The organism is Altererythrobacter sp. H2 (assembly GCF_035319885.1).
GTDB lineage: Bacteria > Pseudomonadota > Alphaproteobacteria > Sphingomonadales > Sphingomonadaceae > 34-65-8.
Genome location: NZ_CP141285.1, coordinates 1,677,433 through 1,701,550 on the forward strand (window position 1 = coordinate 1,677,433; position 24,118 = coordinate 1,701,550).

Consider the following 24,118-nt stretch of genomic DNA (forward strand, 5'->3'; position numbering starts at 1 on the left):
GGAATGCAGTGGATTTCAGGCGGCGCGCGGGGTGTGCCGCCTGAGGGCCTGCACCACTCCGGTCGCAATCAGGAACTGCCCGGAATAATACAGCGGCCAGATCAGCCAGTCGGCGAGCAGGTTCTCCCCGATGGGCCCCATCCGGGTGAAGATCAGCCAGTCGGAAACCACGAACAGCACAGCGCCCGTTCCCACCCGGTAGCGGCCGAACCGGCTGCTCCATGCAGCCGCCGCCATGGCCCCCAGTGCCACGGAATAGAGCGCAACTGCGGCATCACGGCTGAGCAACCAGGCGATCAATGGCGTAGCCACCAGCAAGGCGACAGCCGCCAGACGCTGGCTGGCCGTCGTCTGGGCCCGCCGATTGCGCAGGTACAGGCCGATTGCGACCAGATGCCCCAGGAAGAATGCGCTGCCACCCGCAATAAAGCTGACCTCGATCGCAGCGTCACCCACGGCGCCCAGTGCCATCACGATAGCAATCAACCGGCCATCGTGACCCGGAGCCCGGCGCAGGGCATAAGCCGCGAGGAAAGCCACCCCGAGCGCCTTCAGCACCATCAGCTGTATGCCGCCCAGTGGAGCGTCCGAGAGGGCGTAATAGGCTACCGCAGCGACAATGCTCGCGAGCAGCCAAGGACGGTGTTCGATCAGTGCTGCGCGCGACATTTTCCCTCCTCCCGCGCTCCTAGGGCTTGATGGTGGTGCGACACAAGCGGTAGGTGTCCGGGATGACCCATGACATACACGTGATCGGCGGCGGACTGGCCGGATCCGAGGCTGCCTGGCAGCTGGCGCGGCGCGGCTTTCGGGTGCGGCTGTCGGAAATGCGCGGCAGCGGTTCGGGCACCCCGGCCCATGAAACCGATGGTCTGGCCGAACTGGTCTGTTCCAACAGTTTCCGCTCTGATGACGATACCAAGAATGCGGTCGGGCTGATGCACCATGAGATGCGGCGGCTCGACAGCCTGGTGATGCAGGCAGGCGAGCGGGCGCGGGTGCCGGCCGGATCGGCCATGGCGGTCGACCGTGAGGCGTTCTCCGCCGAAGTCGAGCGAATGCTTGGCGCACAGTCCAACATCACTGTTGTGCGAGAGCGGATCGATGCCCTGCCCTCTTCCGGCCCCGCGATCATTGCCACCGGGCCGCTGACGGCCGAAGCGCTGGCGCAAAGCATCGTTACCGCAACCGGGCAGGACCGGCTGGCCTTCTTCGACGCCATTGCCCCGATCGTCCATCGTGACAGCATCGACATGGATATCTGCTGGATGCAGAGCCGCTGGAACAAGGTCGACAGCATCGGCGGCGACGGCAAGGACTATATCAACTGCCCGATGACGAAGGAGCAGTACCTCGCCTTCCATCAGGGCCTGCTCGACGGCGAGAAGACCGAGTTCAAGGAATGGGAAGCGAGCACGCCCTATTTCGACGGGTGCATGCCGATCGAAGTCATGGCGTCGCGCGGTGTCGAAACCCTGCGCTACGGCCCGATGAAGCCGGTCGGGCTGGACAATCCGCGCGATCCAACGCCCGAGTTCCCGCAAGGGCGCTGGCCCTATGCCGTGGTCCAGCTGCGGCAGGACAACAAGCTGGGCACACTGTGGAACATGGTCGGCTTTCAGACCAAGCTGAAACATGCCGAGCAGGTGCGCCTGTTCCGGACCATTCCCGGCCTGGAGAATGCGGAGTTCGCGCGGTTGGGCGGGCTCCACCGCAACACGTTCCTCAACTCGCCACTGGTGCTTGACCGCCAGCTTCGCCTGAAAGGGGCGGAGCATATCCGCTTTGCCGGGCAGATTACCGGCTGCGAGGGCTATGTGGAAAGCGCCGCCGTGGGCCTGATGGCAGGGCTGATGGCGGCGGCCGAGCTGGCCGGCCGGGCATGGACGCCCCCTCCCCGCACCAGCGCATTCGGCGCCCTGCTCGCCCATATAACCGGGGACGCCGAGGCCGAGACATTCCAGCCGATGAACGTCAATTTCGGCCTTTTTCCGCCGCTCCACGAAGTGCCGAAGAAATCGCGCAAGGAAGCCTATACCGAGCGGGGCAAAGCCGATTTCGGGGACTGGCTGGCTGAAACAGATCTGGTCGAGCCGGTGCTGGCTTAGCAGCGGCAGGCAGGCCGGTTGGGTCGCTTGGGTGCCGTGGTGGCGAATTCTGCTGCCGAGAGTTCGCCGTTCCCATCCTTGTCCGCCCCTTCAAAACGGTCGACAGTGGTCACCGCCCATTCCTCGAACGTCAGCAGGTTGTTGCCGTCTTTGTCCAGCGCGCGGAAAGCATCCGTCCGGGTGGACAGCATCTCGTTCCGGCTGATCTTGCGGTCGCGGTTGCGGTCATAACGGAAAAAGCGGCGCTCTTCTCGGGTGAGCTCCGTCGCTTCGGGTGGAGCAGGCCCTCGCAGCCCGGCAATATCGGCAGCCGGAAGGCTATCAGGTGCCGGTTCTGTGGCGACCGGCTCAGGCGGCGGGGCGCCTTCCTCGACCTGGGCCCGGCCCTGCCACCAGAACAGGCCCACCCCGGCCAGCACCAGCGCGCCGACTGCCCCCAAGACCACCTGCTTCATGCCTGCGCCCCCTTATCCTCCAGGAGCTTACCTCATCTTCCGAACATGCCAACCCGCATTGCAACCAGCGCGTCGATCCGGTCGGAGAGAGGCTCGATCCCGCCTCCGCCAATCGAACGGCGGCCAAGTGCGGCGAGGACCGCGAGCGGCCGCATGGCGCGCGGCAGTGGTTCCGGCCTTGTCGGGAGTGCTGTGGCCAGCGCCCCCGCCTGCGCCCGCTCTTGCAGATCGCTCAATCGTGGCAGGGTGTCGCCCAGCACCCAGAAGCGCGCAGCCTGCTCCGCAGCGGCTTTGCCATTACCGTGTTGGTCTTCAGGGCAAAGCAGGGTGTGCAGGGCGGCATAGGCAGCAGCCCGCTGCGACAGATATTCCCCGAGGACTTCTTGCGTCACAGGCGGCTCGGCCAGCATCACTTCCCAGGCTGCGGCCATCCCCACCAGCGCATCCTCTATTCCGCGCAATTCCTGGCTGAGGGTGTCGAGCAGCGTGTCGCCGCGAGGCCGCATCTCGGGCGGCAGGGCGAGTGTGTCGCGCCACCAGGCCAGCCGGATTTGCGCCAGCATCGGCTCGCGCGCCTGGGTGATGACGCCGGCCAGCCGCACGTCGAAATGCAGCAGTGCCGACCATGCCCCGCGATCCCCGACCGGGGCATAGCCCAGGGCAATACGCTGGGCCGGCGGCAGGAGGTCGGAATCGGGCATGGCGCTCCCCTGCGCCCCGCAGACAAAGCGCGTCAAGACCGGGATTGGCGGCTATCGTGATTTTACCCTTGGTTAACCATGAGACTTGGCAATCCCGTTACCACGACCCTCTATGTCGGCATCCGAGACTTACTGTACCCAGAGGAAAACCAACGCCATGGGGGCATTTTCGGACTTCTTCGGCAAGCTGCGCCACAGCCGCAGCGGCAACGCGACACTGCTGGTGGCCCTTGGGGCGCCGGCACTGATCGGCGCGGGCGGCTTCGCCATCGATACGGCGCAGTGGTACATGTGGAAGCGCGAATTGCAGCACTCGGTCGATCAGGCCGCCTATGCCGGGGCATGGGCCCTGGCCCGCGAGGAATCCGAGGATACCTGGTCCACGCGGGCCCTGCAGGAATTCGACGCGAACATCTCCAAGACCAGCGATTTCGTCTCGGAACCTTCGGTTTCGGTTCAGGATTATGCGGGCGGTAGCGCCAACAGCGTGGTGGTGAGCGCGACGGCTTCCAAACTGCTGCCGTTCAGCAGCTTTCTGACTGGCAGTGCGGCCACGGTACGCGCCACTGCGCAGGCGAGCTTTGCGGAAGGGTTGAACTACAACGCCTGTCTCATCTCGCTGACCGACGAAGGAACCGGCACCTCCATCGGCGGGAACGCCACGGTTCGCGCGCAGTGTGGTCTTGCTGCCCTGTCCTGTGACGAAAACGCGATTGTGATCGATGGCTCGGCCAATGTGTCGACGGATTCGATTGCCGCTTGCGGCACGGTCGACGTGCCGGACGAAAACGAGGACGTTACGGCTGAGGGCGTACGCGGCCTGGAAGACATCTACGCCGAGCTTGAACCGCCGACGAATGATACGAACCGCACCTACAAATGCACCGGTAAGGGCAAGAATGCCCAGGCATCACTGCTCCCCGGCACCTATGCGGGCCTGGTGGTCAGCTGCACCACGGTGCTCGCCAGCGGCATTTACGTCATCGACGGTGGCACGCTCGACCTCGCGGCGAACTACAATGTGACCGGCTCCGGGATCATGTTCGTGCTCAAGAATGGCGCAACGATGCATTTCGGCGGCAACGGCAACAGCAACTCCATCCGCCTGACGCCGATGTCGGCCTCCGATTTTCTCGGCACGCCTTATGCGGACCAGGCCGACCAGCTGTCGGATATTCTGGTGTTCGAACATCGTGACAACAGCGTGCCGAACCCGGGGCATACCTTCAACGGCAACTCCGATTCGCTGATCGAGGGGCTGATTTACCTGCCCTCGAGCAACCTGCGCGTGCTCGGCACCGCGGATGTGAGCGCGCAGTGCCTGCAGCTTTCGGCCTACACCATTGAAATCCTGGGTAATGCCATGCTGGAGACGCTGTGCCCGACCAATGAAGCAACGTCGGTCGGCAGTGCCCTGGCCGGGGTCAAGCTGGTCAGATGATCGCCATGGCGCATCTCTTTTCGGCCTTCCTGCGCGACCGGCGCGGCTCGATCGCGATCGAGACGGCGCTTGTTGCGCCCGTTCTCGCGGTGCTCGCGCTGGGCAGCTTCGAGGTCGGCAGCCTTGTGTCGCGCCAGCATGAACTGCAGACTGCTGCGGCCGAAGGCGAGGCGATTGCGCTGGCGGCGGCCAGTGGCGCTACCGTCGAGCTGGCGACGATTTCCGACATCCTCGAGACCTCGCTGTCGCTGGACGAGGACCAGATCACCCTCACCCGCCAGTTCCGTTGCAACGCGGAAACCACCATGCGGTCGGCACCAAGCCAATGTGACGAGGATGATATCGTTAGTTCCTATGTCCGGATCGTGGTGACAGACACCTATGATCCGGTCTGGACGGACTTCGGCGTGGGCGCACCCATCGCCCTCAATGTCGAGCGGACGGTGCAGGTTTCGTGAGACGCATCAGATCCCTTCGCCAACTGCTGCGCGCGCGCGGCGGCTCGGTCATCATCGAGTTCGCCCTCTTGGCGCCTGTCATGTTCATGCTGATGTTCGGCGTGTTCCAGGTCGCAATCTATGTGCAGAACTACAATGCGGTGCGATCTGTGGTGTCCGATACGGCGCGCTTCGTGGCGGTCGAATACCAGAAGGGCAACGACCTTGCGCCGCTGGAAATCCATGCGGTCATGGTCAGCATCGCCACGGCTGCCCCCTACATGCTCGATTCCGACAGGCTGGAGATCGACATCCAGCCTGTGGTGACCAGCCGGGTGGCCGGGGCCAACGAATTCAGCATCGACGTGGACTATACGCTGGAAAGCTTCCTGCCCTTTGCAGACCTGGGCGCAGCTACGTTAACCTACGAGCGGCCGGTCTTCGTGGTCGCCCCAACCGCGCCGTAAGCAAGCCTGCCTGGTGCAGATCACGCGGCCGGTTTAACCCGCAGTTTACCATATCCGTTTGCGAAACATTGCTTGCACCGGTGCTAGGCATTTTGCGTGGATATTCAACGCCCCGCAACCATAGCCGCATCAGGCGAACGCAGCTGTCCGGCCGGACCGCCACCGTTTCTGCGCCGGCTGGCGCAGGACACCTCCGGCAACACCCTGATGCTTATGGCTGCGGCCTTGCTCCCGCTGATGGGGATGATTGGCGGCGGCGTGGACATGAGCCGTGCTTACCTGGCCGAATCCCGGCTGCAGCAGGCCTGTGACGCCGGGGTGCTCGCGGCGCGCAAGCGGCTCGGCTCGCAAGCCGTCGTCACCGGCGTCGTGCCCGACGATGTGGCCCAGATCGGCGACCGTTTCTTCAATCTCAACTTCCGTGACGGCAGCTACGGCACTGAGGACCGCTCGTTCCAGATGTATCTGGAGGAAGACTATTCGATTTCCGGCGAAGCCGCCGTGACCGTGCCGACCGCCGTCATGTCGATCTTCGGGTTCGAGGAAGTCCAGGTCGACGTGGAATGCGAGGCCGTGCTCAGCTTCCAGAACCTCGACCTGATGATGGTGCTCGATTCCACCGGGTCGATGAGGACCACCAACTCCGGCGACAGCCAGACCCGCATGGAATCGATGAAGCAGGTGATCCGCGATTTCCACGCCGAGATCGAAGGCAACAAGCCGCCGGGTGTCCGCATCCGCTATGGTTTTGTGCCTTATGCCACCAACATCAATGTTGGCCACTTGCTGAGCAACAACTGGGTGGTGCGCAACTGGACTTACCAGTCGCGCGAATCCGTCGGTTCAAGCACGAGTGTTTACGAGCGCGACTACACCGAGGCCTGGACGTACGTGTCTGGCGTAGCAGGCACGCCGACCACGATCAGAACCTATGCCCCAACCTGGAGGCCTGGCACGCCACCGACCGGGTCAGGGTCCGTCGATCAAGGTCCCAGCGGTGGCACGTCCGGTTATTACACCTGTGACGGAGCTGTTCCGGCAAGTGATTTCACCGCCAAGTATGAGCTGATTTCCTCCAGGACGGAACCGTACGTCGGGCCGCCCGCAGGCACCAAAAAGATCAATCACAATCGGATCACTGAGAACGGCAGCTATTATTACAACCGCTATGACGGCAATTGCCACCTTGAGCGGGTCACATACGACAACCTGGTCCAGACGTATGACCACATCTACCATCCGGCTTATAGCGGAGCAGTGACCGAATGGCGTTATCGGCCGATATCGATGAGTGTGACAGGTTGGCGCACCCAGACCGCCGGTTGCATCGAAGAGCGCGACACCTACGAAATCGACGACTACGACAATGTCGACCTGACCCGCGCACTCGATCTCGATATCGATCTTGTTCCCCGGGCGAACCAACCTGCCACCCAGTGGCGTCCGCGCTACCGCGACATGATCTACGTCCGCTCAATCCGTGGTACCGGCTGGGGGACGATTACGCCCGAAGAAGTCACTTCGACCCAGAATTTCGCCGATACCGGGCGCTGGTGGTTTTCGGGCTGCCCAGCTCCAGCCCAGAAACTTGGCGAAATGGATTCAAGCGCACTCAATAGCTATCTGGCCAAACTCTCGCCTGAAGGAGCGACCTATCACGACATCGGCATGATCTGGGGCGGCCGATTGCTGTCGCCAACGGGCCTGTTTGCCAGCGAAAATGCCGACGTCTCTGTCAACAAGCCGACTAACCGCAACCTGATCTTCCTGACCGACGGCCAGACCGAGCCCTATGACCTGGCCTATGGCACCTACGGCGTTGATGCGCTCGACCAGCGGCGGTGGAGCCAGTCTTCGCCGCTGACGCTGGCTGAGACGGTAGAGCAGCGTTTCCTGACCGCCTGCAAGGAAGTGAAGAAGCGCAACATTACCGTGTGGGTGATTGCCTTCGGAACCGAGCTCAATCCGGTGATGACCGAATGCGCGGGCGAGGGCCGCTATTTCGAGGCCAGCGATGCCGCGCAGCTGTCGCAGGCGTTCGAGACGATCGCTGCCTCACTCGGTGACCTCAGGATTTCGCAATGAGGCAACTCAGGCTCCTGAAGCGCGACCAGCGCGGTGCTGCACTCGTCGAGTTCGCTCTGGTTGCGCCTGCGGCCATGCTGCTGATGATGGGCGTGTTCGAGCTTGGCCATACGATGTATGTCCAGGCCATCGTCAACGGTGCAATCCAGGAAGCCGGACGGGATTCGACGGTCGAGCGGGCGACGCTGGGCCGGATTGAAGGGGCGGTTCGCAGGCAGGTGGGACGCGTTGCACCCGATGCGCAAATCACCTTCAAGCGGGCCTTCCATACCAAGTACGCCACGATCGACCGGATGGAGCCGTTCACCGATCTCAACGGCGACGGCGAATGCAACGATGGCGAACCCTACGAAGACGTGAACGGGAATGGGACCCGCGATCGTGCCCGCGGCAAGGATGGCCAGGGCAATGCCCGCGACGTGGTCGTGTTCCAGGTTGACGTGGTCTATGATCGCCTGTTCCCGATGCCATCGCTTGCCGGATGGTCGGAACAGAACACGGTTGTCGGCCGGACTATGCTGCGCAACCAGCCCTTCCGGCAGCAGGACAAGCAGAAAAAGGTCCGCAACTGCAACGGCGGGGGCGTGTGATGAAGTTGTTCCGCAGGCTCCTTGGTGACCAGCGCGCCGTCGCCATTACCGAGATGGCGCTCGCCGCCCCGCTGGTGCTGACCGCTGCTCTGGGCGGTCTGGAAGCGGCCAACCTTGCCGTCACCCATATGAAGGTCAGCCAGGCAGCGCTGATGATTGCGGACAACGCTTCGCGCATCGGGGATGACACGGCCCTCATCAACCGGCCGATTACCGAGACCGACATGATCGACCTGTTGATGGGGGCCGACCTCCAGGCGGGCGGGCAAATCAACCTCTACCGTTTCGGCCGGGTCATCATCAGCAGCCTGGAGACCGATCCGGACGATCCGAGCGGTTCGCAGCAGTGGATCCACTGGCAGCGCTGCAAGGGCATTTTCCCGGCGGAGTCGTCCTACGGAGAAGAAGGCGACGGCAAGGGTGACCCTTCCTTCGTGGGAATGGGGCCTGAGGGGGAGGAAGTCCTGGCGATGCCGGGCGATGCGGTGATGTTCGTCGAGGTCGTGTACGAATATCAGCCCCTGATCACCGATGCCTGGGTGGGCGACCGGATGATCCGCACCTACGCCTCCTTCACTGTCCGCGACAGCCGCGATCTGACCCAGATTTACCAGGAAGATCCGTCCAGCCCGGCCGAACCAGCCACCTGTGACAAGTTCGACCAGTTCCGCGACGATATGCCGGCCCGCCGCGCCAGCGGTGGCTGGAACTGGAATTTCTAGCGGCGCCTAGTCGTGATAGCTGACCTTCCTGACCGCCTCCACGATCCGGCCTGCATCGATGAGCGCCAGTTTTTCGAGATTGGCCGCATAGGGCAACGGGACGTCTTCGTTGCAGACCCGCAGGACCGGCGCATCGAGATCATCGAAGCCCTGCTCCATGCACACGGCCATCACTTCGGATGCGATCGAGCAAACCGGCCAGCCTTCTTCGGCCACTACCAGCCGGTTGGTCTTGGCAAGGCTGGCGAGGATCGTTTCCGTATCGAGCGGGCGCAGGGTGCGCAGGTCAATCACTTCGGCCTCGATGCCCTCGGCCGCTAACGTTTCGGCAGCATCCAGCGCCAGCCCGACGCCGATCGAATAGCTGACGATGGTCACGTCGCTGCCTTCGCGCATGACCCGCGCCTTGCCGATCGGCAGCACGTGATCGTCAAGCTCGGGCAATTCGAACGTGCGCCCGTAAAGCAGCTCGTTTTCGAGGAACACCACCGGATCGTCGCTGCGGATCGCGGCTTTGAGCAAGCCCTTGGCATCGCTCGCATCATAGGGCGCGATCACGATCAGACCCGGAACGCTGGCATACCAGGGCCCGTAGTTCTGGCTGTGCTGTGCGCCAACACGGCTCGCAGCTCCGTTGGGTCCGCGGAAAACCACCGGGCAGCGCATCTGGCCGCCTGACATATAGTTGGTCTTCGCGGCAGAATTGATAATATGATCAATCGCCTGCATCGCGAAGTTGAAAGTCATGAACTCGACCACCGGGCGCAGGCCACCCATCGCGGCACCGGTGCCTATCCCGGCAAAGCCATATTCGGTGATCGGGGTATCGATCACCCGCTTCGGCCCGAATTCGTCCAGCAGGCCCTGGGTGACCTTGTAGGCACCCTGATACTGGGCCACTTCCTCGCCCATCACGAACACGCGGTCGTCACGGCGCATTTCCTCGGCCATGGCGTCGCGCAGGGCCTCACGCAGGGTGATGGTCTTCATGTTGGTGCCGTGCGGCACTTCCGGATCGGACTTGGGCTGTGCCTTCGGTTTTTCCGGTGCGGCCTGCTTTTCGGGTGCGGCCTGCTTTTCGGGTTCAGGCGCCGGTTCGGCAGTGGCTTGGGGTGCAGGTGCTGGCGGAGAAGCGGCGTCTTCCCCCTCGCCCGCCATCACCGCAATCACGGTTCCCACTTTCACGCCCTCGGTTCCCTCGGCCACCAGGATCTTGCCCAGCGTCCCTTCATCGACAGCTTCGAATTCCATCGTCGCCTTGTCGGTCTCGATCTCGGCGATCACATCGCCTGACCGGATCTCGTCCCCCTCCTGCTTGAGCCAGCGGGCCAGGGTCCCTTCTTCCATGGTCGGAGAAAGTGCGGGCATCTTGAGTTCGATTGCCATAGCTCAATACTCCCCCACCAGAACATCGGTGTAGAGTTCACCGGGCGCAGGCTCTGGTGAATTTTCCGCGAAATCAGCCGATTCAGCCACGATCTTGCGAATGTCCTTGTCGATCGCCTTCAATTCGTCCTCGGTCTTGCCCTGCTCCAGCAGGGTCTTCTTCAGGCCTTCGATGGGGTCGCGGTTGTCCCGCATGTCCTGCACTTCCTCGCGGCTGCGGTACTTGGCCGGATCAGACATCGAATGTCCGCGATAGCGGTAGGTGACGCATTCGAGCAGGACCGGCCCCTTGCCGCTGCGAACGTGGGCAAAGGCGATTTCGGCGGCCTGGCGGACCTGGAGCACGTCCATCCCGTCAACTTTCATGCCCGGAATGCGGAAGGCGGTGCCCCGGCGATAGAATTCGGTTTCCGCGCTCGAACGGCCCACGGCAGTACCCATGGCATAGCCATTGTTCTCGATCACGAACACGATCGGCAGCCCCCACAGGGCGGCCATGTTGAAGGTTTCGTAGACCTGCCCCTGGTTGGCTGCGCCATCACCGAAGTAGGCCAGGCAAAGTCCGCCATCGCCGCGATACTGGTGTGCCAGAGCGAGCCCGCCGCCCAGCGACACCTGCGCGCCGACGATGCCGTGGCCGCCATAGAATTTGTGCTCGGTGCTGAACATGTGCATCGAGCCGCCCTTCCCCTTGGAGATCCCGGCCTGGCGCCCGGTCAGCTCGGCCATGATCACCTTGGGATCGATTCCGTAGGCCAGCATATGGCCATGGTCGCGATAGCCGGTGATCACGCTGTCACGCTCGTTATCAAGCGCCGATTGCAGGCCGATCGCCACCGCTTCCTGGCCGATATAGAGGTGGCAGAAACCACCGATAAGGCCGAGGCCGTAAAGTTGCCCGGCCTTCTCCTCAAACCGGCGGATCAGCAGCATCTGCTCGTAGAAATGCAGCATTTCTTCGGCGGTCGCCGGATATTTTGGCGCTTTTTCATGGGCATCCTGCAGTGAATGCAGAACGAAGGAACCATCGGCGGCAGCGGCTTTCTTGTCAGCCGGAGCTTTGCGGGTGCTGGCGGTCTTGGCCAAGATGCAACGATCCTTGCTTGGCCCGGCCCTGGGGAGGAGGCGGGCAGTTTTTGCTGCGCCAGCTATAGGCACAAGCCGTTACGGCACGCAACGTTTGCGGCCAGATGCATACGATTACAGCAGGTCGCCTCGCTTGCCGCAGCCCCTCAGGGTTGTGGTGCCGGTTCCAGCGGGAGAACCACCTCGTCCGGGTGAACCACGTTCAGGTTCTGGCGCAGCAGTTCGCCGGTCAGGTCGGGATCGGCATGGTCGGGATGGAGCAGGTCAATGCGGTTGCGCAGGACGTCCCGCTCCTCGCTGAGCGCCGCGATATGAGCCTCGCGCCGCTCAAGCAGTTCGAGGTTTTCCCGCCACGACAGCAGACCTCCCGGGCCGGCGATTACGAGACCCCCCATGACCAGCAGGGCGCCAAGAGCCAGCAAGTGGACCAGTTGTTCCCTTGGCAGACTTATCTGATGTCCCTGGCGTGTCATGACGTCATCTGAATCACATGCAAATCAGGCGGTCAAGCGGGAACTTCACATTCGTTAGTAAGAACGCGGCAGACCGAGTACGTGCTCTGCCAGATAGCTGAGTATCAGGTTGGTCGAGATCGGAGCCACGGTGTAAAGCCGCGCCTCGCGGAACTTGCGCTCCACGTCGTATTCCTCGGCAAAGCCGAAGCCGCCGTGGGTCTGCACGCACATGTCGGCGGCGGCCCAGCTGGCCTCCGAAGCGAGCATCTTGGCCATGTTCGCTTCTGCCCCGGCGTTGCCGCCCCGGTCGAAGACTTCGGCTGCGTGATAGACCATCAGCTCGGCAGCGCGCATCTGTGCATAACAGCGCGCGATAGGGAACTGGATTCCCTGGTTCTTCCCGATTGGCCTGCCAAACACGCCGCGATCGTTGGCATAGGCGGTAGCCCGCTCGATGAACCACTTGGCATCGCCGATGCACTCGGCCCCGATCAGCACCCGCTCGGCATTCATGCCGGACAGGATGTAGCGGAAGCCCTTCCCCTCTTCGCCTATCAGCGCACTCGCCGGAATGCGCATGTCGTCGAAGAACACTTCGGTGGTGGAGTGGTTCATCATCGTGCGGATCGGCTTGATGGTCATGCCGTTCCCCAGAACCTCGCGCATATCGACCAGGAACAGGGATAGCCCCTCGGTCTTGCTGGCTGCTTCCTCGCGGGGTGTGGTGCGGGCGAGCAGCGCCATCAGGTCGGAATGCTCGGCCCGGCTGGTCCAGATCTTCTGGCCATTGATGACATAGTGATCGCCGTCGCGCACTGCCCGGGTCTTGAGCGAGAGCGTATCGGTGCCGCTGGTCGGCTCGGACACGCCGAAGGCCTGCAGGCGCAGTTCTCCGCTGGCGATGCCGGGCAGGTAGGCCGCTTTCTGCTCTTCGCTGCCATACCGCAGCAGAGTGTTCATCACATACATCTGCGCGTGGGCCGCAGCGCCATTGCACCCGGCCGCCTGGATTTCCTCCATGATGACACAGGCCGCGTCGAGCTTGAGGCCCGAGCCGCCATATTCCACCGGGATCAGCGCGGCGAGAAAGCCGGCCTTTGTCAGGGCATTGACGAATTCGCCCGGATAAGCGCGGTCGCGGTCTTTCTCGCGCCAGTATTCGCCGGGGAACTCATTGCACAGCGCGCGCACTGCGCGGCGGATTTCGGCCAGGTCTTCGCGGGTGTCGTGCATTGTGGTACCTTGGGTTGTGCCGGATATGGCCCAGCCTTGCCGCGAAAGGTTGCAGGCTGCAATCCATCATCCTGCCAGTCGTCCGCCGCCCGGAAGACTTTACACCTGCCGCAATCAGGAATATAGTTTCGCCTGAAACCAGTTCATCGAGGATACCCCCATGGCCGACCTGTTCGAAAACCCCGCTGGCCTTGATGGCTTCGAATTCGTCGAGTTCTGCGCCCCGCAGAAGGGCATGCTGGAGCCGGTCTTTGCGGCGATGGGTTTCACCCATGTCGCCACCCACCGCAGCAAGGACGTGCAACTGTGGCGTCAGGGCGGGATCAACCTGATTGCCAATTACGAGCCCAAGAGCGCCGCGTGGTACTTCGCCCGCGAGCATGGCCCGTCAGCCTGCGGCATGGCCTTCCGGGTTCGGGATGCCCGCAAGGCTTACCAGCACCTGCTCGACAAGGGTGCGGAGCCGGTCCAGGTCCACACCGGCCCGATGGAACTGCACATCCCGGCAATCCGCGGCATCGGCGGCGCGATCCTCTATCTGGTCGACCGCTACGAGAACGAAGCAGGGGAAGGCCTGTCGATCTATGACATCGACTTCGAGTACCTGCCGGGGGCAGACAAGCACCCTGTCGGGGCCGGCTTCCAGCTGATCGACCACCTCACCCACAACGTCTACGGCGGGCGGATGAAGTACTGGGCGGACTACTATGAAACCCTGTTCAACTTCCGCGAGATCCGCTTCTTCGACATCAAGGGCGAATATACCGGCCTCACCTCCAAGGCGCTGACCGCGCCCGACGGCAAGATCCGCATCCCGCTCAACGAGGAAGGCGAAGGCGGCAAGGGCCAGATCGAGGAGTTCCTGCGCGAATTCAACGGCGAAGGCATCCAGCATATTGCGCTGATCTGCGAAGACCTGCCCGCCTGCTGGGACCGGCTCAAGGCACTGGGTGTGCCGTTCATGACCGCCCCGCCCGCCACGTACTACGACATGCTGGCCGAGCGCCTGCCCGGTCACGGCGAAGATGTGGACCAGCTCAGGATGCGGGGCATCCTGCTCGATGGAACCACCGAAGGCGGGCAACCGCGCCTCCTTCTGCAGATCTTCGCCCAGGCGCAGGTCGGGCCGGTGTTCTTCGAATTCATCCAGCGCAAGGGTGACGACGGCTTCGGCGAAGGCAACTTCAAGGCCCTGTTCGAAAGCATGGAGCGTGACCAGATCCAGCGCGGCGTGCTGGAAGTGGAGCCGGCCCAATGAGCACGCACCCGATCGCCCTGGGCGGCATCCACCACACCGCCTATCGCTGCAAGGACGCAAAAGAGACCGTGGAGTGGTACGGCCGCGTACTTGGCATGGATTACACCACCGCCTTTGCCGAGGACCATGTTCCGTCGACAGGCGCCTATGATCCCTACATGCACGTGTTCCTCGATGCCGGGAATGGCAATGTCCTGGCGTTCTTCGAGCTGCCCAACCAGCCCGATATGGGCAGGGACGAGAACACCCCGGCATGGGTCCAGCACCTCGCCTTCCGGGTCGGTTCCGAGGATGAGCTGCTCGCCGCCAAGGCCCATATCGAAGGCCTCGGTATCGACGTGCTCGGTCCGACTCATCACGGCATCTTCAAGTCGATCTACTTTTTCGATCCGAACGGCCACCGCGTCGAACTGGCCGCCGATATCGGCACGGATGAACAGTACGCCGAACTCAAGCGTGTCGCCCCGATGATGCTGGAAGAGTGGAGCCAGACCAAAAAGGCACCCCAGCACGCTGCCTGGCTGCATGAACTTGCCCGCAAGGAGCACGGCGTCGGTTAGACTCCATTGCCGCGCCTTCAATCGCGCCCTCAATATTGTGAGGCCCGGGACGCTTGGCATCGGGCGGGAACCTGATAGCGCGTCCCGGTGGACGAGCAGGCAACCCCGATCAAACCATCCGGACTGACGAAACGGCAGGAACACGCCCTCGCCGCGGTGACCGGCGTCACGGTTGCCAATGCCTATTACATCCATCCGATCGTGTCGGAGGTGGCGCAGGACTTCGGGGTCAATGCGGCTACTATCGGCTTGGTGCCGGCGTTGAACCAGATTGCCCTGGCACTGGGCATCTTCCTCCTGCTGCCGCTGGGTGACCGGTACGGTAACCGTACCCTCTGCGTGATCTTTGGCTTTTGCCAGGCGGCAGCGCTGGGAATCATGGCCCTCGCCCAGCAATTCTGGCTGTTCCTGGCCGCTTCGACCGTGCTCGGCTTCTTCACCATCGCCCCTTATCTCCTGCCTGCCTATGCCTCGAAACGGGTCGGCCCTGAGCGCCTCGGCCATGTAACGGCAACTCTGACGGCGGGGATCATCTTCGGTATCCTGATTGCCCGCGTCGGCGCCGGGGCGATCGCGGAGTATCTCGACTGGCGGCTGGTCTATGTCATCGCCACAGTCCTGATCGTCGGCACCACCATGGCCCTGCCTTTCCTGATGGAGCCCCGCCGCCCCGCGTCCACACCGGCAGCTGACATGACCAGTTATCCGGCCTTGCTCGGGTCGATCTTCCCCTTGCTGGCGCGCCATCGCGAGGTGTTGCTGTCAGGCCTTATCCAGTCCCTCAACTTCGGCATTTTCCTGTCCGTCTGGCTGGGGCTTGCGCTTCACCTGACCAGCGCGGACATGGGATACGGCACCGACGTGGTCGGCTATCTCGCCGGGATTGCGGCGCTGAGCATCTACGTCACCCCCCGGCTTGGCCGCTGGTCTGACCGGATCGGCCCGCGCAAGGCACGTTTCCGGCTCGCCTGTGTGCAACTGGCAGGCGTGTTGCTGCTGTGGCCGCTGGGCCATTCTCTGGCCTTGCTGCTGGCTCCGATTGTCCTGATGAACGCCGTTGGCCCGTCGATCGATGTTACCAGCCGGATGACCTTTCTCGGGCTCGACCCCGCCATTCGCACCCGGCTGATGACGGCGTTCATCGTGATGATGTTCGTCGGCGGCGGGATTGCCAGCTGGGCGGGAACGGCGATCTATGCGGTGGCGGGATGGAGCGGCATTGCGGTGCTGGCTGCGGCACTTTCGCTATGCGTGGTCCTGCTCAGCCGACGCGCCATGCGCCTGGGACGGTAAGCCTCTGGTGCGCCCGACAGGATTGTGCTGCGCTTCGCTCCGCACGTCTTCGCCGCTGCGCGGCTCCGACTCCGAACCCGGCGCGATCCTGAAGCGGCCCACCAAAAAAAGCCGCCCCCCGGCGGGACGGCTCTTTTGGTGCGCCCGACAGGATTCGAACCTGTGGCCCCCAGATTAGGAATCTGATGCTCTATCCTGCTGAGCTACGGGCGCGCCGGTCGTCCCAATAAGGCGGCGCTGCGATTCCTGCAATCAGTTGAGTTTATCGGGCTCCGCCACTGGAAATGGCAGCGGTGCCACCTCGATACCCTCGTCCAGCAGAGACTTGGCCTCGGCGAGCGTCGCCTTACCGTGGATGATTTCCAGGTCCTTGTCGCCGTAATGCATGGCACGGGTCTCGTCGGCGAAACTGTCACCCACCCAGCGGCTGTTTTCGAGCGCCTTGGCCTGCGCTGCGGCCAGCGCCCGCATCGCCCGCTCGACTTCGGGCGGGATTGGCGTGTTGGTCAACTGGCGGCCATCGTTCCTGTCGTCACGGCGATTGCCCTTCGTCGGCACGGCTGGCGCCATCGGTGCCTTGCTGATGTCGTGGGATCCACACTGGGGGCACGTCACCAATCCGCGCGACTGCTGCGCGGCATAGTCTTGCGAGGATCCGAACCAGCCCTCGAACGGGTGCCCTTCGGCGCAGCGCAAGTCGAACACGATCATGGCCTGGCGCCCTTCCCGATATCCCGCCGGTTGGCAAGGCTGGGGAGCTGCCGCCGGACGGAGGCAATGCGTTCCGGCTCGATCTCGGCAAAGGCAAGGCCGGGCCTGTCGCCGCCCATGTCAATCAGCGGCTCACCCCAGGGGTCGATCACCAGACTGTGGCCGTAGGTCTCCCGCCCATCCTCGTGCCGGCCGCACTGGGCGGCCGCGACGACATAGGCACTCGCCTCGATGGCCCGCGCCCGCTGGAGCAGGTGCCAGTGCGCCTGGCCGGTCGGCCGGGTAAAGGCCGCGGGAATGGCGATGATATCGCAGCCCGCCCGCCCCAGCGCTTCGAACAGGGCCGGAAAGCGGATGTCATAGCAGACAGTCAGCCCCAGCCTTCCGACGGGCGTGTCCACTGTGACGACTGCATCGCCGGGCTGGTAGGCACTGGATTCCTGCCAGCTTTCGCCGCTGTCGAGGCTGACGTCGAACATGTGGATCTTGTCATAGCGAGCCGCGACAGCGCCTGACCCGTCGATCACCAGCGAGCGATTGGCCAACTTGCCGCTATCCCCGCGCACGGCAATCGAGCCGAGCGCGACCCATATTCCGGCGCGACTGGCGGCTTCGCGCACGGCTGCCAGGACCGGATCGCTTGCTTCGTCAACAATATGGGGCGCGGCGCGGGCCCGGTCGCGATCAAGCAGGCCCGACATCTCCGGCGTGAACAGCATGGCCGCGCCGCCCTCGGCCGCGCGACCGATCGCTTCGGACAAGGCCGCAGCATTCGCCCCCGGGTCGATCCCGGAAGTCATCTGGAGAACGGCGATCCGGGTCATTCAGCCTGCCAGCAGCGCGTCGAGCTTGCCGGCGCGGTCCAGCGCCTGGAGATCGTCGGAACCGCCGACGTGGAGGTCGCCGATGAAGATCTGTGGTACGGTCCGGGCCGAGGGGGCACGCTCCATCATCTCGGTGCGCTCCTTCCCGCCAAAGGTGATGTCATGCTCGTGATACGCTGCACCCTTGCTGTCGAGCAGGGCCTTGGCGCGGACGCAGAAGCCGCAGCCGAACTTGGTGTAGATGTCGATCCTGGGGGCAGCCATGAAAAAATCCTCGCGAATCGTAAGGGCGGTTGTGGTTGAAACCGGATGTCTGTCACTTATCTGGGCATTGGACGCGAGCGCCGCAACGGGTTCGTGTCCGGCAACCGCCGGGTGCCCCATCGCGGGGCTCGGCATCTGACAAATTGCTCATGAAGAGGATTTGAATCATGTCCCGTTTTGATCTTACCCCATATCGCCGCTCCACCGTGGGCTTTGACCGCCTGTTCGACCTGCTCGAGAACCAGGCTCGCCTCAACGGCGGCGACAATTACCCCCCGTTCAACATCGAAAAGCGGGGCGAGGACAGCTACCGCATCACGCTGGCCGTGGCGGGCTTCCGCGCCGCCGATCTCGACATCACCGCGCAGCAGAACCTGCTGGTCGTGCAGGGCAAGAAGCGCGAGGAAACGGTTGACGGAGAGATCCTGCATCTCGGCATTGCCAATCGCGGGTTCGAGCGGCGCTTCGAACTGGCGGATTATGTGCGGGTCGAACACGCAGACCTGGCTGACGGGCTGCTGGTGATCGATCTGGTGCGCGAAGTGCCGGAAGCGATGAAACCGAAGAAAATCCTGGTTGGCGGGCAGCGTCCGCTTGAAGTCGTCAAGGATGACACGTCCAGCGCAGCGTAAACCAGGCTGCGCTTGCCCCTGAACATGAAAAGCCCGCTTCGCAGGAAGCGGGCTTTTTCGTGGAGCCCTCCAGATGCTGAAGGGTATGGAGGCGGACCGTGGGCCCGCCTCCGCGACGCTAGGCCGCCTCGTTTCGGGTCTGACCGTCCGGGTCGCAGAAGACGATCAATCCCGAGACAAGCTCGTAATCTGGCAGGAAGGCAACGGCGCCAATTTCCGCCCCGCCCCCTAACGGATTGCTAGTGCGGCAAAACTATCAAAAGATAAAGTGTAAGCGTCAAAAAATCACTATAACGCTGTTATCCGTAGTTCTACGGACCTAGACCAGCCTCGACTGGCGCAGGGCGGCGGCGATGAAGCCGGCGAACAATGGATGCGGCGCGAAGGGCTTTGACTTGAGCTCAGGGTGGAACTGGACGCCAATAAACCAGGGGTGATCGGGACGTTCGACGATCTCCGGCAGCAGGCCGTCGGGCGACATCCCCGAAAACACCAGCCCGTCACGCTCCAGCGGTTCCCGATAGGCCGCGTTAACTTCGTAGCGATGGCGGTGCCGTTCCGAAATGCGTGCTGCGCCCCCGTAGACGCCGGAGACATGGCTGTTGCCCGTCAGCACGGCTTCATAGGCGCCGAGCCGCATGGTGCCGCCCAGGTCGCCCCCGGCCTCGCGCTTCTGCAGGCCTTCCGCCGTCATCCATTCAGTGATGAGCCCCACGACCGGCTGATCGGTCGGGCCGAACTCGGTCGAACTGGCATTGGCGTTGCCCGCCGAACGTGCCGCTTCGATGCAGGCCATCTGCATCCCCAGGCAGATCCCGAAGAACGGGACATTGCGTTCCCGAGCGAACCGGACGCTGGCGATCTTGCCTTCCGAGCCGCGCTCGCCGAACCCGCCGGGCACCAGGATCGCGTGCATCGGCTCCAGTTGCGCCGCGATGGCGTCGTCATCCTGCTCGAACACTTCGGCGTCGATCCATTTGATCTTCACCTTGACCCGGTTGGCCATGCCGCCGTGGACCAGTGCCTCGTTCAGTGACTTGTAGGCATCCTGCAGCCCGACATACTTGCCCACCACCCCGATCGTCACCTCGCCTTCGGGATTTTCGTAGCGATCGACGATATCATACCAGCGCGACAGGTCCGGTGCCGGAGCATCGGTGATGCCGAAGCCGCGCAGGACCTCATCGTCGAGCCCTTCGCCGTGGTACTGAAGGGGCACGGCATAGATCGAGCTGGCGTCGAGCGCCGGGATCACCGCTTCGGGGCGCACGTTGCAGAACTGGGCGATCTTGCGCCGGTCGCTCTCCGGGATCGGATGCTCGGCCCGGCACAGCAGGATGTCAGGCTTGATACCAAGGCTCGCCAGTTCGCGGACCGAATGCTGGGTCGGCTTGGTCTTCAACTCGCCCGCCGCGGCGATGTAGGGGACCAGCGTGACATGGACGCTGAGCGTCTGGTCCGGCTCCAGCTCGTTCCGGAGCTGGCGGATCGCTTCCATGAAGGGCAGCGATTCGATGTCTCCCACCGTGCCGCCGATTTCGCACAGGATGAAATCGTGATCGCCCTGGTCAGCCAGAGCGAAAGCCTTGATCGCATCGGTTACGTGCGGGATCACCTGGACGGTGGCGCCGAGATAGTCGCCGCGCCGCTCGCGGGTGATGATCTGCTGATAGATCCGGCCGGAGGTGACGTTGTCGCTCTGGCGGGCGGAAACACCGGTAAAGCGTTCGTAATGGCCCAGGTCGAGGTCGGTTTCGGCCCCGTCGTCGGTCACATAGACCTCGCCATGCTGGTACGGGCTCATCGTGCCCGGATCGACGTTCAGATAAGGGTCGAACTTGCGAATGCGGACCTTGTAGCCGCGCGCCTGAAGCAGCGCGCCAAGGCTGGCTGCCATGAGACCCTTGCCGAGCGAGGAGACCACGCCGCCGGTGATGAAAATGTACCGCGCCATGGGATTTGGGCCTTAATCGTCTGGTGTGAGTCGGCGCAAGCGGATTGGCGCGGCGAACGGCCGCCCATCCACAGTGCTGTGCGCGTGGTTACTGTGCGGCGGGTGCAGGCTCGGCCGGAACCGGTGCGGTTTCGACCGGCGGAGTATCAGCCACCGGGGCCGCCAGCGGATCAACCGGCGCGGCCAGCGGATCGGCCGGTGCCGCCGTGTTGCGATCCAGCGTTGTCGTGATCTCGTCACCGCTGGTGGCCCCGACCGCGACCACTGCAAGCGCAATCGACAGGGCCACAAAGACCACCGCCAGCCACTTGGTTGCGCGGGTGAGGAAATCGGCTGCGCCGCGTGCGCTCATCATGCCGTTCGGGCTGCCACCGATGCCGAGCCCGCCACCTTCGGACCGCTGCATCAGGATTACCCCGACCAGAGCGGCGGCGACGATCGCCTGGACTACCGTGAGAAAGAGGAAGAGCGACATGGAGCTACTTTCGGCATGGATTGTTGCCCGCGCATGTAGGCGCGCGGAGCGATGGAGGCAAGGAGGGGGGTGGCAAGCCGGTGCGGCCGCTTCAGCTTTCGACCGGCTCAGCCGCCGCCACGACGATGCCGAGGAAGCTTTCTGCCGTCAGGCTGGCGCCGCCGACCAGCGCACCGCCCACTTCCTTTGCGGACAGCAGTTCGCGGGCATTGTCGGCGTTGACCGAGCCGCCGTAGAGAATGCGGACCTGGGTCGCTTCTTCCGCCCCATAGAGATCAACCAGCACGGCCCGGATGGCGCCATGCATGGCCCCGATATCTTCCACAGTCGGGGTGCGGCCGGTACCGATTGCCCAGACCGGTTCATACGCCACCGTCAGCGATTCCGCCGGGCTTTCCAGCGTGGCGGGCAAGGACGCCTTGAGCTGGGCGGTAACAAACGCCTCGGCTTGCCCGTCGTCGCGGGTTTCCTCGGTCTCGCCCACGCACAGGATCAGGCGCATCCCCGCCTGGAGCGCGGCAACGCCCTTGCGCGCAACCAGTTCATCGCTTTCGCCGTGGTCGCGGCGGCGCTCGCTATGGCCGATGATGACGAATTTCGCGCCGGCATCCGCCACCATGGTGGCGGAAACATCGCCGGTGCAGGCCCCGTCTGCCCCCGGATGGCAATCCTGCGCGCCGACACCGATCTGCTCCACTTCGCGATGGACCGCGTGCAGCAGGGTAAAGGGCGGCGCGAGCGCGACCTCCACTTTCATCATGTTCTGGGCGGCGCGGTCAATGGCACGGGCTTGCGACAGCATGGCGCGCGTCCCGTTCATTTTCCAGTTACCGACGATATAGGGCCGAGCGGCCATAGGGGTCATTCCTGCAATGGTTGTGAATCGCGTCCACGGCCTTAGCGGTGGCGACGCCTGGCCCGCTACCCGTATGTGTGCGGATAGTCAAAACACCTGCGCACCTGTTGCCGCGCGGTCGCAGGGCCGATAAAGCGCCCTACGATTGACCGCGGTACGCCGCACAGCCACCGGATTCGCATCGCACCATGATTTCCTTTTTCCGCAGGTTCTTCAATTCCAAGCTCGGCGTGCCGGTTTCGCTCGGCTTCCTCGCGCTGATCGCCCTGGCCTTTGCCAGCTCGGATATTACCGGGACTGGCATGTTCGGCGGCGTTTCGGGCGGGGATCGCGTGGCGGTGGTGGGCGACGAAAAGATCGGCACTGCCGATCTCAGCCGCGCGGCCACCAATGCGCTGGACCAGATGCGGGAGCAGAACCCCACACTGACCATGGCGGCCTTCCTGCGCGACGGGGCGATTGACGAAGTGCTTGAGCAATTGCTTGACCGCACGGCCATTGCCCGGTTTGCCGAGGACATCGGCCTGCGGGCGGGCGACAACCTGCTCAACAGCGAAATCCTGGCCATCCCGGCATTCCGGGGGCCGGATGGCAATTTTTCCGACGAAGTCTATCGCGCTGCCATCGGCCAGCAGGGGCTGACCGACGCCCAGGTGCGGCTGGACCTTGGGCAAGGCATCCTGGCCCAGCAGCTGCTCGTTCCTTCGGCCTTCGGCGCGAAGATGCCGGACAAGATGGTAAGCCAGTATGCCAGCCTGCTTAAGGAACGGCGCACCGGCACCATCGGGATCGTTCCCAGCGCCCTCTATGAGCCAGCCAGCGGACCCAGCAAGGCTCAGATACAGGCCTATTACACCGCCAACCGCGCCGACTATATCCGGCCCGAGCGGCGGGTGATCCGGTTTGCCACGTTCGATGCATCGGCCGTCGCCAAGGCTTCGGAGCCGACCGAGCGCGAGATTGCGGCCCGCTACGAAACCAATCGCGAAATGTTCGCCGCCAGGGAAACCCGCCGGCTCAGCCAGCTGATCGTGCCGACTCAGCAGGCTGCCAACGCGATCCGTGACAAGGTTTCGGCCGGGGGCTCGCTCGAAGCCGCCGCGCGCGAGGCCGGGTTTGCACTGTCCACTGTCGGGCCGATCGAACGTGAAGCGCTGACTTCGCAGTCGTCGGCAGCGGTCGCGACGGCGGCCTTTTCTGCGGCGCAGGGCGCAGTGGCCACGACAGCACGGAGTGGTCTTGGCTGGCACGTGATCCGGGTGGATGCCATCGAGCGCACGCCGGGTCGCAACCTTGAACAGGCCCGCGGTGATCTGGTGACCGCCTTGCGCGCGGAAAAGCAGCGTCAGGCAATTGCCGATATCTCTGCCTCGATCGAGGAACAGCTCGATGAAGGCGTCGGCCTGGCCGATGTCGCCAAGACGGTCTCGGCCGAGCTGACCACGACCCCGCAGGTGACGGCGGACGGCCGTATCTATGGGACGGCAGGGGAAACCGTGCCGCAGGTCCTGGGTCCGGTGCTTCAGACTGCATTCCAGATGGAAGAGGGCGAGCCCCAGATTGCCGAACTCGTTCCGGGCGAGCTTTTCATCATTTTCGAAGCCAGCGATATCACCCCGTCGGCAACCGCTCCGCTGGCCGAGATCGAATCCCAGATCATGGCCGACTGGAAGCGGGCCGAAGGTCTCAAGCGCGCCAAGGCTGCGGCGGACCGCATTCTGGCGGCACTCGGCAAGGGGGCCACGCTGACAGCGGCGATGCGGGCGGAAAATGCCCGGCTGACCAATCTCGATCCGATCAATCTTTCGCGCGAGCAGCTGGCCGCAACCGGCCAGCGCGTGCCCCCTCCGCTCGCGCTGATGTTCAGCATGGCGCAGGGGACATCCAAGAAGCTTGAGGCACCGAACGACTCCGGTTGGTTCCTCGTCCAGCTGGACCGGATCGAAGCGGGCACGATCGCGCGTGATGATCCGGTGTTCGCCCAGGCCAAGCGCGAACTGGGCCAGACGCTGGGGCAGGAATATGCTGCGCAGCTGCGCTCTGCCTTGCGGGCTGACGTGGGTGTGGAGCGCAACCAGGCCGCCATCGACGCCGTCCGCAAGCAGCTCACCGGCGAAAACTGAGG

Annotated in this window: 25 protein-coding genes and 1 tRNA gene; 12 read left to right on the forward strand and 14 right to left on the reverse strand. The window is 63.7% G+C overall.

Features of this window, described 5'->3' with window-relative positions:
• Nucleotides 1–15 precede the first annotated feature (15 nt).
• Nucleotides 16–669, reverse strand: coding sequence for a lysoplasmalogenase (locus U4960_RS08475; protein WP_324260218.1), 654 nt, complete (start codon nucleotides 667–669; stop codon nucleotides 16–18).
• 62 nt (nucleotides 670–731) lie between these two features.
• Here U4960_RS08475 and trmFO point away from each other — a divergent pair, with 62 nt between their 5' ends.
• The gene (gene trmFO, locus U4960_RS08480) at nucleotides 732–2,108 is read left to right on the forward strand and encodes a methylenetetrahydrofolate--tRNA-(uracil(54)-C(5))-methyltransferase (FADH(2)-oxidizing) TrmFO (protein ID WP_324260219.1); all 1,377 of its coding nucleotides are present in this window, start codon (nucleotides 732–734) and stop codon (nucleotides 2,106–2,108) included.
• On the opposite strand, the gene U4960_RS08485 is transcribed toward trmFO, so the two are convergent.
• On the reverse strand, nucleotides 2,105–2,563 hold the full coding sequence (locus U4960_RS08485) for an EF-hand domain-containing protein (protein ID WP_324260220.1): 459 nt from the start codon (nucleotides 2,561–2,563) through the stop codon (nucleotides 2,105–2,107). The two genes, trmFO and U4960_RS08485, sit on opposite strands and share 4 nt — an antisense overlap.
• A 32-nt stretch (nucleotides 2,564–2,595) precedes the next feature.
• Entirely contained in the window at nucleotides 2,596–3,264 is a 669-nt protein-coding gene (locus tag U4960_RS08490) for a hypothetical protein (RefSeq protein ID WP_324260221.1), read from the reverse strand.
• A gap of 157 nt (nucleotides 3,265–3,421) precedes the next feature.
• Here U4960_RS08490 and U4960_RS08495 point away from each other — a divergent pair, with 157 nt between their 5' ends.
• The 6 genes from U4960_RS08495 to U4960_RS08520 all read left to right on the forward strand — a co-directional run bounded on the left by U4960_RS08495 (nucleotide 3,422) and on the right by U4960_RS08520 (nucleotide 9,006).
• Nucleotides 3,422–4,705 (forward strand): pilus assembly protein TadG-related protein, encoded by a 1,284-nt coding sequence (locus U4960_RS08495; RefSeq protein WP_324260222.1) that lies wholly within the window; start codon nucleotides 3,422–3,424, stop codon nucleotides 4,703–4,705.
• Between the two features lie 5 nt (nucleotides 4,706–4,710).
• Nucleotides 4,711–5,163: a TadE/TadG family type IV pilus assembly protein gene (locus U4960_RS08500; protein WP_324260223.1), complete on the forward strand. Its 453-nt coding sequence runs from the start codon at nucleotides 4,711–4,713 to the stop codon at nucleotides 5,161–5,163.
• Nucleotides 5,160–5,609 (forward strand): TadE/TadG family type IV pilus assembly protein, encoded by a 450-nt coding sequence (locus tag U4960_RS08505; RefSeq protein WP_324260224.1) that lies wholly within the window; start codon nucleotides 5,160–5,162, stop codon nucleotides 5,607–5,609. Before U4960_RS08500 ends, U4960_RS08505 begins: the two co-directional genes overlap by 4 nt.
• A 96-nt stretch (nucleotides 5,610–5,705) precedes the next feature.
• On the forward strand, nucleotides 5,706–7,694 hold the full coding sequence (locus U4960_RS08510; protein ID WP_324260225.1) for a Tad domain-containing protein: 1,989 nt from the start codon (nucleotides 5,706–5,708) through the stop codon (nucleotides 7,692–7,694).
• Entirely contained in the window at nucleotides 7,691–8,284 is a 594-nt protein-coding gene (locus U4960_RS08515; RefSeq protein ID WP_324260226.1) for a TadE/TadG family type IV pilus assembly protein, read from the forward strand. Before U4960_RS08510 ends, U4960_RS08515 begins: the two co-directional genes overlap by 4 nt.
• Nucleotides 8,284–9,006 carry a TadE/TadG family type IV pilus assembly protein gene (locus tag U4960_RS08520; RefSeq protein ID WP_324260227.1) on the forward strand — a complete coding sequence of 241 codons (723 nt, stop codon included), beginning with the start codon at nucleotides 8,284–8,286 and terminating at the stop codon, nucleotides 9,004–9,006. The genes U4960_RS08515 and U4960_RS08520 overlap by 1 nt, the downstream gene beginning before the upstream one ends.
• Before the next feature lie 6 nt (nucleotides 9,007–9,012).
• Here U4960_RS08520 and U4960_RS08525 read toward each other — a convergent pair whose 3' ends face one another.
• The 4 genes from U4960_RS08525 to U4960_RS08540 form a co-directional block, all read right to left on the reverse strand.
• A complete protein-coding gene (locus tag U4960_RS08525; RefSeq protein WP_324260228.1) occupies nucleotides 9,013–10,392 on the reverse strand; it encodes a pyruvate dehydrogenase complex E1 component subunit beta in 1,380 nt (459 codons plus the stop codon).
• A 3-nt stretch (nucleotides 10,393–10,395) separates the two neighbouring features.
• Nucleotides 10,396–11,478 (reverse strand): pyruvate dehydrogenase (acetyl-transferring) E1 component subunit alpha, encoded by a 1,083-nt coding sequence (gene pdhA / locus U4960_RS08530; RefSeq protein WP_324260229.1) that lies wholly within the window; start codon nucleotides 11,476–11,478, stop codon nucleotides 10,396–10,398.
• 146 nt (nucleotides 11,479–11,624) lie between these two features.
• On the reverse strand, nucleotides 11,625–11,951 hold the full coding sequence (locus U4960_RS08535) for an FtsB family cell division protein (protein WP_324260230.1): 327 nt from the start codon (nucleotides 11,949–11,951) through the stop codon (nucleotides 11,625–11,627).
• Nucleotides 11,952–12,005: 54 nt separating this feature from the next.
• On the reverse strand, nucleotides 12,006–13,166 hold the full coding sequence (locus U4960_RS08540) for an acyl-CoA dehydrogenase family protein (protein ID WP_324260231.1): 1,161 nt from the start codon (nucleotides 13,164–13,166) through the stop codon (nucleotides 12,006–12,008).
• A gap of 160 nt (nucleotides 13,167–13,326) precedes the next feature.
• On the opposite strand from U4960_RS08540, the gene hppD reads away from it, so the two are divergent.
• The 3 genes from hppD to U4960_RS08555 all read left to right on the forward strand — a co-directional run bounded on the left by hppD (nucleotide 13,327) and on the right by U4960_RS08555 (nucleotide 16,277).
• Nucleotides 13,327–14,424, forward strand: a complete 1,098-nt coding sequence (hppD, locus tag U4960_RS08545; RefSeq protein WP_324260232.1) for a 4-hydroxyphenylpyruvate dioxygenase — start codon at nucleotides 13,327–13,329, stop codon at nucleotides 14,422–14,424.
• Nucleotides 14,421–14,984: a VOC family protein gene (locus U4960_RS08550; protein WP_324260233.1), complete on the forward strand. Its 564-nt coding sequence runs from the start codon at nucleotides 14,421–14,423 to the stop codon at nucleotides 14,982–14,984. The genes hppD and U4960_RS08550 overlap by 4 nt, the downstream gene beginning before the upstream one ends.
• Nucleotides 14,985–15,071: 87 nt before the next feature.
• Entirely contained in the window at nucleotides 15,072–16,277 is a 1,206-nt protein-coding gene (locus tag U4960_RS08555; protein WP_324260234.1) for an MFS transporter, read from the forward strand.
• A 136-nt stretch (nucleotides 16,278–16,413) separates the two neighbouring features.
• Here U4960_RS08555 and U4960_RS08560 read toward each other — a convergent pair.
• The 4 genes from U4960_RS08560 to grxC all read right to left on the reverse strand — a co-directional run bounded on the left by U4960_RS08560 (nucleotide 16,414) and on the right by grxC (nucleotide 18,076).
• Nucleotides 16,414–16,490, reverse strand: a tRNA-Arg gene (locus U4960_RS08560).
• Between the two features lie 39 nt (nucleotides 16,491–16,529).
• Nucleotides 16,530–16,988: a DUF1178 family protein gene (locus U4960_RS08565; RefSeq protein ID WP_324260235.1), complete on the reverse strand. Its 459-nt coding sequence runs from the start codon at nucleotides 16,986–16,988 to the stop codon at nucleotides 16,530–16,532.
• Nucleotides 16,985–17,812, reverse strand: a complete 828-nt coding sequence (locus U4960_RS08570; RefSeq protein ID WP_324260236.1) for a carbon-nitrogen hydrolase family protein — start codon at nucleotides 17,810–17,812, stop codon at nucleotides 16,985–16,987. The genes U4960_RS08565 and U4960_RS08570 overlap by 4 nt, the downstream gene beginning before the upstream one ends.
• Complete coding sequence (gene grxC, locus U4960_RS08575; RefSeq protein WP_324260237.1) at nucleotides 17,813–18,076, reverse strand: glutaredoxin 3; 264 nt, start codon at nucleotides 18,074–18,076, stop codon at nucleotides 17,813–17,815.
• Nucleotides 18,077–18,243: 167 nt separating this feature from the next.
• Here grxC and U4960_RS08580 point away from each other — a divergent pair, with 167 nt between their 5' ends.
• Nucleotides 18,244–18,708 (forward strand): Hsp20 family protein, encoded by a 465-nt coding sequence (locus U4960_RS08580; RefSeq protein WP_324260238.1) that lies wholly within the window; start codon nucleotides 18,244–18,246, stop codon nucleotides 18,706–18,708.
• Nucleotides 18,709–19,027: 319 nt separating this feature from the next.
• On the opposite strand, the gene U4960_RS08585 is transcribed toward U4960_RS08580, so the two are convergent.
• From U4960_RS08585 to tpiA, 3 genes are all read right to left on the reverse strand, one after another.
• Entirely contained in the window at nucleotides 19,028–20,662 is a 1,635-nt protein-coding gene (locus U4960_RS08585; protein WP_324260239.1) for a CTP synthase, read from the reverse strand.
• 88 nt (nucleotides 20,663–20,750) lie between these two features.
• Nucleotides 20,751–21,137, reverse strand: coding sequence for a preprotein translocase subunit SecG (gene secG, locus U4960_RS08590; protein ID WP_324260240.1), 387 nt, complete (start codon nucleotides 21,135–21,137; stop codon nucleotides 20,751–20,753).
• A gap of 91 nt (nucleotides 21,138–21,228) precedes the next feature.
• Nucleotides 21,229–21,993 (reverse strand): triose-phosphate isomerase, encoded by a 765-nt coding sequence (gene tpiA, locus U4960_RS08595; RefSeq protein WP_324260241.1) that lies wholly within the window; start codon nucleotides 21,991–21,993, stop codon nucleotides 21,229–21,231.
• 188 nt (nucleotides 21,994–22,181) lie between these two features.
• On the opposite strand from tpiA, the gene U4960_RS08600 reads away from it, so the two are divergent.
• Nucleotides 22,182–24,116: a peptidylprolyl isomerase gene (locus U4960_RS08600; RefSeq protein WP_324260242.1), complete on the forward strand. Its 1,935-nt coding sequence runs from the start codon at nucleotides 22,182–22,184 to the stop codon at nucleotides 24,114–24,116.
• Nucleotides 24,117–24,118 lie beyond the last annotated feature (2 nt).